The following is a 15,180-nucleotide window of genomic DNA, read 5'->3' as shown; positions in this document are numbered from 1 at the left end:
ACCGATTCTCATGGCCGCTTCGCCCAAAGTTGAGGTCCCTGATTTATCCTCTGTGCCCCTGTGCCTCTGTGAGAATCACTCTTTGTGGGATTTTCTCTCACGGAGACACAGAGGCACCGAGCCAACTCCCTCAGTCTCCGGATCCGGTACGGACCAACCGGTCGAACCGATGCCAGACCGGGAGAGGAATGGCCTCGGGTCGGGTCTGCGCGGTCAGGCCGGCCTCGTCGAGCACCACCAGAAACGAATCGGCCAGCTCCGGATCAACTGTCTTGAGCAGTGAGCCGATCTGCTTGCGCCGGTTGCGGAAGAATCCGCGTATCAGGTCGGTGGATGCGGGAAAGAGGCGGACAGGCTCCGGGCGCAGGTCGAGCCGGATCAGGGTGGAGTCAACGTCCGGACGGGGATGAAAGCACGCACGGGAAACCTTGTGGGTGCCGGTTGGAAGGTAGGCGGATTGCAGGACGATGCTGGTTGCGCTGAAGCTCTTGCTGCCGTGGGGTGCGGTCATCCGCGCGGCGGTCTCCGCCTGCAACATGAGGACCATCCGGGAGGGCAGGGGGCCGGCCAGCACCGCCGCCATCCAGGGTGTCGATATGGCATAAGGCAGATTGGCCACGATTTTGAATCCACCGTCCGCGTCTGCGGGATACCCGGCGAGGGGAAACCTGACCGCGTCCCCTTCCATCAGGTGCAGGCGACCGCCGGAGGACGGGACCAGTGATTCATTGAGAAACTGATACAGGCGTCGGTCGAACTCGACCGCATGCACGATGGCGCCGGCCCCGAGCAGGGCCGCGGTCAGGGTTCCCAATCCCGGACCAACCTCGATCACATCGTCTCCGGCTTCGATCCCGGCCAGCCGGACCGATTTGCGGACAATGTTTCCGTCGACAAGGAAGTTCTGTCCCAGGCGGATGTCCGGCAGATGGCCGAGGCGGGTCAGCTCACGTCGGGTGGCGCTGGGCGAAAGGACCCGGCCTTCCGGTACGGCGTCCTCCGGGCCGAATGAACCGGTCGCATTCATGGAGAGACTCAGTGGCGACCGGCCCGGTGGAACGCCGCGACAAGGTCAGCCGGTGAAGGCGCGCGCATCAGTGCCTCGCCGACGAGAATGGCATCGGCTCCGGCGGCCCGAACCCGGGCGGCGTCGGCCTCGGTGAAAATGCCGCTCTCACTGATTCGAACCACATCGCCCGGTATCTTGGGAAGCAGTCGCTCGGACAGGGCCAGGTCCGTCTTGAAAACGGTCAGGTCGCGATTGTTGACCCCGATGATCCGGGCTCCGGCGGCCAGCGCGCGTTCGATTTCCGGCTCGCTGTGCACTTCGAAGAGACTGTCCAAACCGGCGCGGGTGGCCGCATCAAAGAGTTCCTTGATCGCATCGTCCTCAAGTGCCCGCACAATGATCAGGATGGCACTGGCCCCCGCCCGGGCGGCCTCGAGGATCTGGATCGGATGTACCATGAAGTCCTTGCGCAGACAGGGGACGAGGGCTCCGGCTGTATCCAGATGCTCGACCACCGTCGATAGGTCATCGAGAGAGCCGCCGAAGTAACGGGTGTCGGTCAGGATGGAGATGGCATCGGCGTGGGCCCGGGCATAGGCGTCCGCCTGGTCCACGGCGGAGGCATGGGCAGCGATCTCGCCGGCGGAGGGCGAGCGTCTCTTGATTTCGGCGATGACCGCCAGTTCATCCGGGTGGCCGAGGGCCTGCAGGAAGGAGGGGCGGAGCGCGACCCGCCGACCGGCATCCTCAAGTTCCCGGGCTGAAACCGCCCGGATTCTTCCGGCGATCTCCAGACGCTTGGCTGCCATAATCTCAAAGAGTTTGTCCACGGCTTCTATCCGAAGGCCCGGTGCGTTGAAGGCAACTGCGATTTTGTCGATTTGATTCCGACGCGGGGCCGGTCTTCGACTCCGGCGGGTCTTTCTGAATTCCGGACAGAACCGGATGCTTTCCGGAGGGCGTCGCGAGGGAAGCCCCGGCAGAACCCCATCCCCGGCTGATTCCAGAAATGTCGTGCGAATTCGGGCGCATTGGCCATAAGTGATCGGCCATGAGTCATGTCGACGCCTTGCGCAACACAGTGGCCCGGCTGCGGGCGCCGGACGGATGTCCCTGGGATCGTGAGCAGGATCACCGGAGCCTGCGCATCTGTCTGATCGAGGAATGCTGTGAGCTGCTCGACACGATCGACCGTCTGGATTTCAACCACATGCGCGAGGAATTGGGTGACGTTCTGCTCCAGGTCATTTTCCACGCCCAGTTGGCTGAGGAGGAAGGACGCTTCGATCTGGAAGCCGTGGCGGCGGAGATCAATGAGAAGCTGATCCGACGGCACCCCCATGTCTTCGGTGATAATCGCCTGGAGACGAGTGAACAGGTTCTGCATCAATGGGATCTGATCAAGGCGGGTGAGAAGGGCAACGGGGCGACCATCACGCCCGATCCCCTGTTCAAGGATCTGCCGCCGCCGCTTCCGGCTCTGCTTCAGGCGATGGAGGTGATCAAACAGATCCGCAAGAAATCGATAGCCGCCAATGGTGTGATCGATCAGGCAGGCATTGCCCGGATCGCGGAGGGACTTACCGCCGAAGAGGCGGGTCGGCGGCTTTTCGAAATCGCCGCGGCCTGCCGGGAGGTGGGCGTTGATCCCGAATCCGCGCTGCGGGATCATGTTCGGGGTGTGGTCACCAGACTGACCGAGCGGCACCAGGAATCCCCATCTTGAAGAGAAAATCGGCAGACGACCCTCCGGTGGAACCCCTGGCAGCCTGGGATCGGGACTGGGCGGAGCCGTTTCTTGAATTCGTCGCCCGGGAACGGCGTCTCTCGGTTTACACGGTTCGCAACTACCGGCAGGCGGTTCGGGAGTTCGGGCGGTGGCTCGCGACGGATGGCGATTCCACCCGATCGCCCGGGGAAGTTGATGGCCGGATGATCCGCGACTACCTGATCGAAGCCCAGCGCAGGATTTCCCGGCGAACACTGCACAATCGGGTTTCAGCTCTGCGCTCGTTTTACCGTTACTGGAGGCGCCAGGGACGCCTCTCGTCGAATCCCCTGACGGGAGTGGTGCTGCCGCGACTTGAACGTTCCCTGCCGAAATTCCTGACCGAAGGGCAGATGCTGGCCCTGCTCGGTGGGCCGGGCCGACTGCTCGAGAACGGGACCATCGATCCGTTCACCGCCTGGCGGGACCGCCTCGTTCTCGAGTTGCTTTATGGCGGCGGCTTGCGGGTCAGTGAACTGATCGGGCTCGACTATGGACAGATCGATGTGGCCTCCGGGGTGGCCCGGGTCCTGGGCAAGGGCAGGAAAGTGCGACTTTGTCCTCTCGGTCGGATCGCCACCGCCGTATTCGTCCGCTTCCGCGATGAATACGCGGCTCAAACCTCCCCGAAGGACCCGGTTGTCATCAATTCCCGGCATGAACGTTTCAGCGTTCGTTCCATCCAGTTGCTCCTGAAGAAGTACCTGGCCCTGGCCGATCTCCCGGCCGACCTCACCCCGCACAAGATCCGCCACTCCTACGCCACCCACCTGCTCGACAACGGTGCGGACCTGCGCCTGGTCCAGGATCTGTTGGGTCATGCCAGCCTCTCGACCACCCAGATCTATACCCACGTCAGCGTGACCCGCCTGCAGGAGGCGCACCGTCTGGCCCATCCGAGGGCCTGATCAAGAAACAACCTTACCGAGTATGAGTTGGGACTTTCCCTTCCGCCCCAAGTTGTGGGATTCACTCCGTGGATACAACCGACGGATGTTCCAGGCCGATCTGACCGCCGGACTGACGGTCGGGGTCGTGGCCCTGCCGCTTGCCATGGCTTTCGGGATCGCCAGCGGGGTCACCCCCGAGGCGGGGATCTATACCGCGATCATCGCGGGATTTCTCATCTCCTTCTTCGGCGGGTCGCGCCTGCAGATCGGCGGGCCGACCGGGGCCTTCGTGGTCATTGTCTACGGCATCATCACTCAGTATGGCCTGCCCAATCTTCTGATCTGCACGATGATGGCCGGAGTCATCCTTGTCATCATGGGTGCCTGCCGGATGGGCTCGATCATCAAGTTCATTCCCTATCCCGTGACAATGGGATTCACCAACGGGATTGCCGTCCTCATCCTCTCGACCCAGATCAAGGATTTTCTCGGACTTCAGATCGAGAGCCTGCCGGGCGAGTTCATCCCGCGCATGGCGTCACTGGGCCGACATCTGGATTCGATCAACTGGCTGACCACTGCGGTGGCGGTGAGCGGGGTGGTCCTGATCAAACTCTGGCCCCGATCGTGGGGGCGCCGGCTTCCCGGCTCCTTTGCGGTTCTGGTTCTGGGGACCGCCGCGGTGGCCCTCTTCAATCTGCCGCTCGAGACGATCGGAACCCGATTCGGCGGCATTCCCGCGTCACTTCCCGCCTTTGCCTTTCCCGAGGTCGAATGGTCGCAGATGCGCGACCTGGTCCGTCCGGCCACCGTGATCGCCTTGCTCGCCGCCATCGAGTCGCTTCTTTCGGCCGTGGTGGCGGACGGCATGTCGGAAGATCACCACGATTCCAATCAGGAGCTGATTGCCCAGGGGATCGCCAACTTCTGCACTCCGCTTTTCGGGGGCATTCCCGCGACCGGCGCCATCGCCCGCACGGCCACGAATATCCGCAATGGGGCCGTCTCACCGATTTCGGGAATGATTCATGCCCTGACCCTGCTGGGCATCATTCTGATAGCCGCACCGGTGGCCAAGGACATCCCGCTGGCGGTACTCAGTTCGGTCCTGGTCGTGGTCGCGGTCAATATGGGAGAGTGGCGCGAGTTCCGCCGGCTCTTTCATTACCCGAAAAGTGACGGTGCGGTCTTTGTCACCACTTTCGGCCTGACCGTCGTCTTCGACCTGACCCTCGCCATCGAGGTGGGGATGATCCTCGCGGCCATTCTCTTCATCAAACGCATCTCGGAAACGACGGAGATCGAGGCGGTCAGCGAGCATACCGAAACCGAGGGGGCATTGCATTCCATTGTGGGACGCGACGTACCTCCCGGAGTCCAGGTCTACCGGGTGCACGGCGCGCTCTTCTTCGGAGCTGCCCGAAAACTGGAGGCCGCGCTCGAACGCGGAGGGCAGCAGCCCCGGGTCCTCATCCTGCGCATGCGGACGGTCCTGACCCTGGACTCCACCGCGATCAATGCGATCGAGGGCCTGATCATCCGCCTGAAGCGCAAGCACGTTGTCCTGGTCCTGAGCGGCACCCCGCCGGGGCCGACCGAGATGATGCGGCGATCCGGACTGCTCGATCAGATCGGTCTGGAGAACGTCGTCCCGAATATCGAGGCCGCCCTCGATCGGGCGCGGGAGATACTCGGGGCATCCGCAAGCTCCAGGCCGGCCTGAACCCGATCGTCAGTCGCCCGTCCGGTGCTCAGCCTCCGTCGGCGCCGGCCGGTCCGGCTCTCTCGGCCTTCAGATGAGTCAACTCTTGGGACAGACGGCGGATCTCATGAGCGGGAATTTCCATGATCCGGTCGGCGAGAGAAGGATCCTCATGGACACGCCTCATGAAGGTCCGCTTGTCCAAGGTCAGGATCCTGGCCTCCATCGCGATCGATGGCCTGACCATTCAGCTCTTGGGCGGAAGCGTCCGGGCGAAACTTCGGCCACGTTCGACCCAGGCCTTGAGTTGAGACGGGGTAACGGTTCCCTCTGGGCCGACCATCACCCATCCCTTCATGGACCGACCCGTGATGTCGAACTCCCGGACATGGGGCATGGCCAGGCACTCCTCGTAGAAATCGGGTCCCACCCTGACGATGAGGTCATCGTTGAGAACCCCGCAGGCCATATTGCCGTGGATGAGGCACCCGACGCCACCGAACATGCGGCGTTCTTCAAAACCGGGCGTGTTCCGGAAGGTGCGAAGCACGCGCGCGGCAAGGTGTTCGTTGCAGGCCATTGCAGGGAGGAGCTTTCAACTCAACGGCAGTAGGCGAAATGAGGGCCGCGGATGTCGGTCCAGACGGAGCCGCAGGCCTCAAGGGTTTTCGTGTCCAGATCTCCGTCGACCGCGGCCAGATTGGCCTCAAGCTGGGCTTCGCTGCTGACTCCCACGATGACCGAGTCGACGACCGGTCGGCTGAGCAGCCAGCGAAGGGACAACTCGACCAGGCTGATTCCGGCTGCTTCGGCGATTGCCTTGAGCCGCTCGACCGCCTTCAGATTGACCGGATGCCAGAATCGATCGTGGTAGTGCCTGTTCGAGGCGAGCCGGGTGGATTCGAGGGGCTTGTCCGGCGCGTGTTTTCCGGTGAGGAGTCCGCCTGCCAGGGGATTGTAGACCACCAGCCCGAGCTTGAATTCCTCGGAAAACTCGACGCATTCCTCTTCGATGCTCCGGGTGATCAGGTTGTAGGGCAGCTGCAGGACGACCGGCCTGGCCCAGCGGTTGACTTCGCTCTTCCAGACCGCTTCCGCGACTTTCCAGGAGGCGAAATTGGACATCCCGACGTAGAGGACCTTCCCCTGGCTCACCAGGTGGTCCATCGCGGCCAGGGTCTCCTCAATCGGCGTGCTGCGGTCCGGCTTGTGCAGGTAGCAGATGTCCAGGCAGTCCGTCCCGAGCCGCCGCAGGGAATCCTCCACGCCCTTGATGACATGCCATCGGTGGAGTCCGCCATCCCGATGGGTATCGCCCTGGAAATGGCTGCAGACCTTGGAGGCGAGCACGACCTGGTCCCGCCGGCCCTGCAGGGCCCGGCCGACGATTTCCTCGGTTCGTCCCGCATTGTAGCCGTCGGCGGTATCAATCATTCGAATACCCCTTTCGATGGACCTCTGGATGATGCGGGCGCTTTCCGCTTCACCCACCTGGGAGCCGAAAGTCATGGTCCCGAGCGAGAGCCTGGAAACGGTTGTCCCGGTTCCCCGGAGAATCTGATTTTGCATGATGGTGTGTGCTGGTTTGGAACCGCCGCTCAGAAGAGGATGAAGACCACGCCAACGGCGATGATCAGGACGATGGCGGTGACCCACCAGATCGTCCGGATGCCCGGTGGACGGGCACCCCCGCCGAATTCGCGTTCGACGAAGGCATCGTAGTCGAACGCGTCATCATCGGGCAGATCCACGCTCCCGGAGGCATCGTCGTCGCCCCAACCGGTCCGTTCATCCGCCCCGCAACCAGGGCAGGCCCGGGCTCCGGGTGGCACCTCTTCGCCACAAACCGGGCAGATCTCCGGGGTTGACGGCGTCTGTGATCGTGCGGCCATCGATGGGCGGTTCCCGTTTCAGGTTTCCCGCAGCATCGGGGTTGCCCGCCGGCAAAGCTGAATACAGTGTCCCCAGGGATCACGGAGCATGATCAGGTGATCGCCGGCCGGGGTGTGCACTTCGTCGACAAAGCCCGCCCCCGCTGCGACAAGCCGATCCCGGTCCGCCACCGGGTCTGGGGAAACGAAGGCGAGGTGGAAGAGCAATGGATTCATCTCCGCGTAGGCCGGGACCTCGTCGGGTGGATTGTTGTAGATCTCCAGCAGGGTGTTTCCGCTGTCGTCGGCCAGGAAGTGCATGAAGGGCGGTGTGTCCATCCGGCGGACGATCTTCATGCCCAGATGATCCCGGAACCAGGAAGCGACGGCGGCGGGTTCGGCTACGTTGAAAGCAGTGTGTTCGATCTTCATGGAGGGACGGGATTTGAACAGGACTGATGTCCGGGTGTCAATTGGACGGAGCCTCAACGTCTTCAGCCGGATTTTCGACGAGCGGAACCCAGGACAGCTTCTCGTCGGCGTGGGTATCGTCAAGAGGCGGAAAGGATTCAGGGTCGTCGAGGCTTCCGGTCGTGATGTCGACCCTGTCGGGCCGATTGTCACTTTCATAGGTGAGGGAGGTGCCACAGCGGCCGCAGAAGCTGCGCCAGGCTCCGGTGTCCGTCCGGTAGCGCGTCGGCTGCCCGGAAATGATCCGAAATCCGGCACGGTCCACCACGATCCAGGCGACGGTCTGGGCGCCGATGGCCCGCCGGCAATTCGCGCAATGGCAATTGGTTTGAAAATAAACGGGGCCGGAGGCCTCATAACGAATCGCGCTGCAGGCGCAGCCGCCGTGAATCAGGGTAGAGGGCATGTTCCGATGATGCAGATCCGGACCGTGCCCGGCAAGTGAGGGCTGACAGCCGCCTGGATGTCTTCGGTCTTTTCGCTCGATCCGGACTCGTTCCGGTCAGAAGGTGGCAGGTGTCCCTATGCGGGACGGCCACTTTCATGTCGACTCCGTCAGCACCCGATCACGCGAGCAATGGCGCCATCATCATGCGCCTGCTCCGTATCAGCTGGCAGTATCGGCGGGCCTGCACGCTTGTTCTCACCCTGCAACTGGTGCTGGTGGCGATGGGCCTGGGGGGGCTGGGGCTGATCGGTCTGGCCATTGATTTTCTCCGGCACCAGTTGGATCCGTCGGTGAAACCGCCTCTCTGGCCCCTGGGCCTGGAGCCCCCAACGACCTGGGCGCCCCTCCAGACCATCATCGCGATCAGTCTTGCCATCGCCCTGATTGCGCTGGTTCGCGGGCTTCTCGAAAGCAGTTTCCAGATCGCTCTCTCCAGACTGGTTCACCAGAAGATCACCTACAATATCCGGTCGGAGGTCTTCACCAAGCTGCAGCGGTTGAGCTTCCGGTTTTTTGACAACAACGCGAGCGGTGCCATCATCAACCGGGTTTCGGGAGACGTGCAGACCCTTCGCCTCTTCATTGAAGGGGTGCTCATGCAGAGCATTGTCCTGCTCCTCACCCTCGGGGTCTACCTGGTTTACATGCTGAATATCCATGTCGGCCTGACCCTGGCCTGTCTCTCGGTCATGCCGCTGATCGGCGTGGCCACCATCGTTTTCTCGCGGATCGTTCGCCCGGCCTACCGAAGGGTGCGGGTCTTGATGGACGATCTCGTCCTGGTCTTTTCCGAAACGATCGCCGGTATCCGCACGGTCAAGGTCTTTGATCTGGAAGCACACCAGATTGAGCAGTTCCGCGAGGCCAATCAGCGAACCCGCCGCCAGCAGTTCTCGATTTTCAGGAAAGTATCCGCGTTTCGCCCTCTGGTGGATTGGCTGACCCAGAGCACGCTCTTCATTCTGCTTGGTTATGGAGGCTACCTGGTCGTGCGGGGCCAGATACCGATCGGGGCCGGCCTCGTGGTCTTTGCCCGCCTGCTCCAGCAGGCCGCCAATCAGGTATCGTCCATCGCCGATGTGGCCGACTCCATCCAACAGAGCCTGATCGGCGCCCGGCGCATTTTCGAGATTCTTGATGCGCCGGCGGAGGTGGAATCGCCGCCGGACGCCCGGCCGATTCACCGGGCCCGGGGCGAGGTGGTCTTTGAAAGGGTTGCCTTCGAATACCGGGATGGGAAAGCGGTCCTCCACGACATCGACTTTCGGGTGCGTCCCGGCGAAATGATTGCCCTGGCCGGAGCCACCGGGGCGGGCAAGAGCACACTCCTGAGTCTGATACCCCGCTTCTATGATCCGACCGGGGGCGTTGTCCGGCTCGATGGACAGAATCTGCGGAACCTGCGGCTCGATGATCTGCGTCGTCAGATCGGGATCGTCTTCCAGAACAACTTTCTCTTCAGCAATACGATCGCCTGGAATATCGCCTACGGTCATCGCGAAGCGACAGTCGAGCAGATCGAAAGGGCGGCCCGGACCGCCTGTGCGCACGACTTCATCATGGAGTTCCCGGATGGCTACGAGACGATCCTGGGCGAAAGCGGGATGAACCTGTCCGGCGGCCAGCGCCAACGCCTGGCCATCGCCCGGGCCGTCCTGCTCGAGCCGCCCATCCTGCTGCTGGACGATCCGACCGCTTCGGTCGATCCGGAAACGGAGTTTGAGATTCTCGAAGCGATCAACCGTGCGGTCGAAGGGCGCACCACCTTCATCGTGGCCCACCGCCTGAGCACCCTGGCCCGGGCCGATCGCATCGTGGTCCTGAGGGGAGGGCGGGTCGTCCAGATCGGCCACCACCGCGACCTCATGAAGAACCCCGGACTCTACCGCGAAGCGATTGATGTCCAGGCGATCGATGCGGAGAGTCTGGATCTTTTGCGTCAGGCCGATGTCCGCAGAAAGAAGGAGGGGAGATGAGCACGGTCCGGCACGACCTCTCTCTCGCCCGGATCGATCGGAGGGAACGCGATGCCCGGGAGCGTCCCCTCGACTTCCGGATTCTCGGTCGGCTTTTCGGCTATACCCGGCCGTTTGCGGCGAAACGAAACGTTCTCTTCTCCCTGGTGGTTCTTCGGGGCCTGCAGATGCCGTTGATTGCCTGGTCGCTGGGAGCGGTCATCAACGGGCCGATTACTCTGGGGAACCCGGCCGGCATAGCCTGGGGAGTGGTGGGTTTCATCGCGCTCTGCACCTTCGCCTCCCTGACCATGCTCTTCCGCTTCCGACTCGGGATGCAGATCGCGGAGGACGTGGTTTACACCCTGCGCAACGAAATCATGGAACACCTCATGCGGATGCCGATGGGGTATTTCGACCGTTCCCGCCTCGGGTCCATCATCAGCCGGATGACCTCGGACATCGACACACTGCGACGGGGGGTCCAGGTCGTCTTCTTTGCCAGCATCATGCAGGGTGGGCAAATGGTCGGGGCCGCCGTGTTCATGCTCTACTACAACTGGAGACTGTTCCTCGTCATCCTGCTGGCGGCACCGTTCGTCCATCTCTTGAATCTCTCATTCCGCAAGCGGATGAGCCGCGCCTCGCGGACCTTGCAGGAGAGCTTTTCCCGGGTGATCGCGACCATCTCGGAATCGGTCAAGGGCATCCGGGTCACCCAGGGCTTTGTCCGGGAGGACGTGAATGCGGGGCTCTTTGATGATCTGGCCGAGGATCACGCGGGCTACAACGTGGCGCTCGACCGCAGTTCCGCCCAATACATGCCCGCGCTGGAGTTCAGCTCCCAGGTCTGTGTCGCGGCCATCCTTCTGGTCGGAGGCTGGCGGGCCCTGCTGCCGGTCGATCCCATGCCGGTCGGCGACCTCATCACCTTCTTCTTCCTGACCAATCTTTTCTTCAATCCGATCGCCCGACTCGGACGGCACTTCTCGTTCGCTCTTCGATCCATGGCCGGCGCCGAGCGGATTTTCGGTCTGCTCGACCGCAAGCCGGACTGGTCGGACCGCGCCGATGCGACGCCACTTCCGCGGATCGAGGGGAGGGTTGAATTCCGGGAGGTCTCCTTCCGCTATGAACCGCAGAAGCCGGTTCTGCGCGGCATCAGTTTTCTGGCCGAACCGGGCCAGACCGTCGCGCTGGTCGGTCCGACTGGAAGCGGCAAGAGCACGGTAATCAATCTGCTCTGCAAATTCTATCTCGCCGATTCGGGCGAGATCCGGATCGATGGACGTGAGATCGGCTCGGTCACCTCGCCATCGCTGAACCGCCAGATGGGCATCGTCCTGCAGCAGAATTTCCTCTTCAAGGGTTCGATCATGGAGAATATCCGGATCGGGCGTCTCGGGGCGACAGATGCGGAAGTCATCGAGGCGGTTCGGTCGCTCGACTGCCTTGATCTGATCGAGGGTTTGCCGGGGCGATTCGATACCGAGGTCTCGGAGGATGGGATCGGGCTGTCACAGGGTCAGCAACAGCTGGTCTGCTTCGCCCGTGCCATGCTGGCCAATCCCCGGATCCTCATCCTCGACGAAGCGACCAGCTCAATCGATACCCTGACGGAAGCCCGGTTGCAGACCGCCCTGGCCCGGCTGCTCAAGGGGCGGACCAGTTTCGTGGTGGCGCATCGCCTCAGCACCATACGAAAGGCCGATCAGGTGTTGGTCCTTGACCAGGGCCGGATCGTCGAGCGGGGTTGCCATCTTGAGCTTCTGCGGCGGGATGGCACCTACGCCGCCCTTTACCGTCAGTTCGCGGACAGCGAGGGCTCGCGTCCGGAATGATGGGGCCCTTCCTGCCACGGGCACGGCAACGGAGTGCCGTGTCTACAACCCGAAGGCCGAACCTGTAGTCGCCTCACTCCGTTGAGGCGCCCGCAAGACGCTCCTCCCGTTTGCTGGTCACTCGATTCGAAACCGTTCATCCATTTGCGGCTTCGACTCGACCCGCTCCGGCAGGCGGATTACCGTGGCGGGGTTCAGTCGTGATCAACTGTCAAAGTCAGATCGGAACCAACCATGAGCCGTCTTTCAGATCGTCAATTGCGTGAGGCCGCCATTGCCCGAATCGAAGAGCGGGTGCTCTGGCTGGCGGTGTCGATCGTGAACCACGCCAACCACGTGCGCAGGAGCACCGACGGTGTCAAGGTCGGCGGACACCAGGCGTCCAGCGCCTCGGTCGTGACTATTCTGACCGCGCTTTATCTGGAGTACCTGCGGGCCGGCGATTTCATTTCGATCAAGCCCCATGCCTCACCGGTCTTCCATGCCATTCAGTTCCTTCTCGGTAATCTCGATGAGACGTACCTGACACGACTCCGGCAGGTCGATGGCCTGCAGTCCTATCCCAGTCGGACCAAGGATCCGGATCCGGTGGATTTCTCGACCGGGTCCGTCGGACTCGGAGCGGTTGCGCCCAACTTCGCGTCCCTCGCCGCCGCCTACAGCGAATCACACGGATTCGGTGAACCCTCGTCCAGCTCACGCTTTGTCAGCCTGGTCGGTGATGCGGAGCTCGACGAGGGGGCTGTCTGGGAGGCAGTGGCCGAGCCGGTCATGAACGGCCTCGACAACCTCCTTTGGGTGGTCGACCTGAACCGTCAGAGTCTCGACCGGGTCATTCCCGGCATCCGGGTACGTTCCTGGCGGGAAATGTTTGCCGCCAATGGCTGGCGGGTGATCGATCTGAAGTACGGATCAAGGATCAAGGCGGCCTTCGAAGAGCCCAACGGGGAGCTTCTCCGTGATTGCATCGACGGACTCTCCAACGAAGCCTACCAGAGCCTGCTGCGGCTGCCGGCGGGGGATCTGCGGGAATGGCTTCCCCGGAAGAGTCGGTTTCCGGATGACCTCGGTCGATTGATCAACCGATGGCCGGATGACGAACTGCACGGTCTCTTCGGCAACCTCGGTGGTCACGACTACGGAGAACTCCGCCGCGCCCTCCAGAGTTTGAATACGCACAAGGGGCCGGCCGTCATTTTCGCCTATACGATGAAGGGCTGGCGGCTTCCTTCCATGGCCCATCCGCTCAATCATTCGGTCCTGCTCAACCGGGAACAGGTCGAGGTCCTTCGGCGCGAGCTGGGGATTCCGGACGGGTCGCCCTGGGTGCGGTTCGAGCATGGTTCCGTGGAACAGTCCCTGCTTCAGGAGACAGCCGACCGATTGCAGCCCTCGCCCCGTCCGACGCACCCGCCCCTGAGGATGGCCGTCGGCAAACCGTTGGTCTTCGCTCACCAGGGACGACGTTCCACCCAGCAGACTTTCGGAGCCCTCCTGACCGCACTGTCCCGCGACCAGCCCGAATGGGCGGCGCGTATCGTCACCCTCAGCCCGGACGTGGCCAGTTCGACCAATCTGGGCGGATGGATCAACAAACATCATGTCTGGTGCCGGCATCAACGGGAGGACCTGCCGGAATCCCCGGAGAAGCCGGTGCTCAACTGGCAGGAGGCCGAGACTGGCCGGCACATCGAGCTGGGGATCTCCGAGAACAACCTCTTCATGGCACTCAGCCAGTTCGGACTCACCCATGAACTCTTCGGGCAAACCCTCTTCCCGATCGGAACGCTCTACGATCCGTTTGTCCGACGCGGACTCGACGCCTTTTTCTACGGCCTCTACGCGGGTGCGAAGTTCATCGTGGTCGGCACCCCCTCGGGCGTCACCCTCGCTTCGGAGGGAGGGATTCATCAATCGGTCCTGACACCGTCGATCGGGACGGAACTCCCGGATCTGGCCTATTACGAGCCCTGCTTTGGCCAGGAACTCGAGTGGATCCTGCTCGATGCCCTGGAGCGCCTGCGGCTCCGGGATCGTTCCACCTACCTGAGATTGACGACCAAGCCGGTGGAACAGGATCATTTTCCAGGCCCGGCGACTCCGGAGGACCGGGAGAAACGCCGCCGGCAGGTGCTGGAAGGCGTCTATCGAATGGACGATCCTGACGGATCGACCCCGGCCCGGGCCGCGATTCATCTCTTTGCCTGCGGGGCCATGATTCCGGAGGCCCTCCAGGCCCGCGACGCCCTCTGGTCGGAGGGGATCAGGGCGGCTCTTTTCAATGTGACCGGTCCGGGTCTCCTTTACCGGGATTTCCAGAATGCGGTCCGCCGGGCCAGCGAAGGAGAGGGCGACGGGATCGGACTGCTCGGCCGACGCATTCCCGCCGACGAAAGAACGGTCCCGGTCGTCACGGCGATCGACGGGCACCCCCATGCCCTGGCCTGGATCGGCGGCGCGCTTGGCGCCCGGATCTGGCCCCTCGGGGTGACCGATTTCGGTCAGTCCGGCAGCATCCCGGAGGTTTATGCAGCGCACCGGATCGACGCCGGAAGCATCCTGGCGACCTGCCGCCGGGCGGTCGCGGCCGCGGGCTAGAACGCGGGATTCTGAACGGACGGGCGGTTGGTTTCAGGCGCCATCACGCGCGGATTCTTCGGTCGGTTGCGGCACCGTCCGTCAATTGGAGAACCGGCGGACGGTGGACCACCGGGTTAACGCAACGAAATGACGATACAAAAAACCATACGTAGCAGGCTACGTATGGTTTCCCGGCCCAAAACAAACCGTAGCATGCACGAATGGCGCTTAGTTAAGGGTGCTTGTCGTTGTTTTGTCTCGGACAACCGTTGCGGCTGGCCGGGGACGTCCGGCCCTGCCACGGATGCTCGGATTCCGGTTGGTAGGGCGAGGGCCTCCGGACCCGCCGTCGAAGAGCAGTCAACCTCTCGTTGGCTGATCCGACTCTTTCGCTAACTAAGGCCATCCCAGTTGGCTACGGTTTGTTTTGAGGAGGGGACGCGTTCGCGCCCCGCCGGGGTGGGTTGGTGGCCCGGTTGGGTCCGCTTCGGCAGGCTGCACGATGATGATTTCCGGGGCGGATTCATCCTGGGCCGTCAGGGCGGGAAGAGTGGGAAGGAAGACAGTTGCGGCGATGAGGGCGTGGGTCACCGTGCGACCCGTTCGAAAGGTGCGTTTCATGATGGAGATGAGGGATGAAAGGTT

The 15,180-nt window shown here is 62.8% G+C and carries 15 protein-coding genes; 6 read left to right on the top strand and 9 right to left on the bottom strand.

What is annotated here, in order from left to right:
• Window positions 1-130 precede the first annotated feature (130 nt).
• Together rsmA and trpC are read right to left on the bottom strand one after the other, a co-directional pair.
• Window positions 131-1,027, bottom strand: a complete 897-nt coding sequence (gene rsmA, locus R3F07_07135; GenBank protein MEZ5276134.1) for a 16S rRNA (adenine(1518)-N(6)/adenine(1519)-N(6))-dimethyltransferase RsmA — start codon at window positions 1,025-1,027, stop codon at window positions 131-133.
• A gap of 8 nt (window positions 1,028-1,035) precedes the next feature.
• Window positions 1,036-1,839: an indole-3-glycerol phosphate synthase TrpC gene (gene trpC / locus R3F07_07130; protein ID MEZ5276133.1), complete on the bottom strand. Its 804-nt coding sequence runs from the start codon at window positions 1,837-1,839 to the stop codon at window positions 1,036-1,038.
• A 221-nt stretch (window positions 1,840-2,060) separates the two neighbouring features.
• On the opposite strand from trpC, the gene R3F07_07125 reads away from it, so the two are divergent.
• Genes R3F07_07125 through R3F07_07115 form a run of 3 tightly spaced genes read left to right on the top strand, consistent with a single transcriptional unit; the run spans window position 2,061 to window position 5,390 of the window.
• Window positions 2,061-2,735, top strand: coding sequence for a MazG family protein (locus R3F07_07125; GenBank protein MEZ5276132.1), 675 nt, complete (start codon window positions 2,061-2,063; stop codon window positions 2,733-2,735).
• Window positions 2,732-3,685, top strand: coding sequence for a tyrosine-type recombinase/integrase (locus R3F07_07120; GenBank protein MEZ5276131.1), 954 nt, complete (start codon window positions 2,732-2,734; stop codon window positions 3,683-3,685). The genes R3F07_07125 and R3F07_07120 overlap by 4 nt, the downstream gene beginning before the upstream one ends.
• A gap of 22 nt (window positions 3,686-3,707) precedes the next feature.
• A complete protein-coding gene (locus tag R3F07_07115; protein ID MEZ5276130.1) occupies window positions 3,708-5,390 on the top strand; it encodes a SulP family inorganic anion transporter in 1,683 nt (560 codons plus the stop codon).
• A 28-nt stretch (window positions 5,391-5,418) separates the two neighbouring features.
• Here the strand turns inward: R3F07_07115 and R3F07_07110 are convergent, their stop codons facing one another.
• The 6 genes from R3F07_07110 to R3F07_07085 are packed head-to-tail and all read right to left on the bottom strand — an operon-like array spanning window position 5,419 to window position 8,117.
• Window positions 5,419-5,616 (bottom strand): hypothetical protein, encoded by a 198-nt coding sequence (locus R3F07_07110; protein MEZ5276129.1) that lies wholly within the window; start codon window positions 5,614-5,616, stop codon window positions 5,419-5,421.
• Entirely contained in the window at window positions 5,617-5,949 is a 333-nt protein-coding gene (locus tag R3F07_07105; protein ID MEZ5276128.1) for a TfoX/Sxy family protein, read from the bottom strand.
• Between the two features lie 20 nt (window positions 5,950-5,969).
• Entirely contained in the window at window positions 5,970-6,938 is a 969-nt protein-coding gene (locus R3F07_07100; GenBank protein ID MEZ5276127.1) for an aldo/keto reductase, read from the bottom strand.
• Window positions 6,939-6,967: 29 nt separating this feature from the next.
• Window positions 6,968-7,261 (bottom strand): zinc ribbon domain-containing protein, encoded by a 294-nt coding sequence (locus R3F07_07095; protein MEZ5276126.1) that lies wholly within the window; start codon window positions 7,259-7,261, stop codon window positions 6,968-6,970.
• Window positions 7,262-7,279: 18 nt separating this feature from the next.
• Complete coding sequence (locus R3F07_07090) at window positions 7,280-7,672, bottom strand: VOC family protein (protein MEZ5276125.1); 393 nt, start codon at window positions 7,670-7,672, stop codon at window positions 7,280-7,282.
• Window positions 7,673-7,709: 37 nt separating this feature from the next.
• On the bottom strand, window positions 7,710-8,117 hold the full coding sequence (locus R3F07_07085) for a GFA family protein (GenBank protein ID MEZ5276124.1): 408 nt from the start codon (window positions 8,115-8,117) through the stop codon (window positions 7,710-7,712).
• Window positions 8,118-8,254: 137 nt separating this feature from the next.
• Here R3F07_07085 and R3F07_07080 point away from each other — a divergent pair, with 137 nt between their 5' ends.
• The 3 genes from R3F07_07080 to R3F07_07070 all read left to right on the top strand — a co-directional run bounded on the left by R3F07_07080 (window position 8,255) and on the right by R3F07_07070 (window position 14,553).
• Window positions 8,255-10,135 carry an ABC transporter ATP-binding protein gene (locus R3F07_07080; protein MEZ5276123.1) on the top strand — a complete coding sequence of 627 codons (1,881 nt, stop codon included), beginning with the start codon at window positions 8,255-8,257 and terminating at the stop codon, window positions 10,133-10,135.
• Window positions 10,132-11,955: an ABC transporter ATP-binding protein gene (locus R3F07_07075; protein MEZ5276122.1), complete on the top strand. Its 1,824-nt coding sequence runs from the start codon at window positions 10,132-10,134 to the stop codon at window positions 11,953-11,955. The genes R3F07_07080 and R3F07_07075 overlap by 4 nt, the downstream gene beginning before the upstream one ends.
• A gap of 234 nt (window positions 11,956-12,189) precedes the next feature.
• Entirely contained in the window at window positions 12,190-14,553 is a 2,364-nt protein-coding gene (locus R3F07_07070; protein MEZ5276121.1) for a hypothetical protein, read from the top strand.
• A 378-nt stretch (window positions 14,554-14,931) separates the two neighbouring features.
• Here the strand turns inward: R3F07_07070 and R3F07_07065 are convergent, their stop codons facing one another.
• Window positions 14,932-15,156 (bottom strand): hypothetical protein, encoded by a 225-nt coding sequence (locus tag R3F07_07065; GenBank protein MEZ5276120.1) that lies wholly within the window; start codon window positions 15,154-15,156, stop codon window positions 14,932-14,934.
• Between the last annotated feature and the right edge of the window lie 24 nt (window positions 15,157-15,180).

This window comes from Opitutaceae bacterium (assembly GCA_041395105.1).
Classification (GTDB): domain Bacteria; phylum Verrucomicrobiota; class Verrucomicrobiia; order Opitutales; family Opitutaceae; genus B12-G4.
Note: the sequence above shows the minus strand (reverse complement) of the source record. Positions and strands in the feature narration are given on the sequence as shown.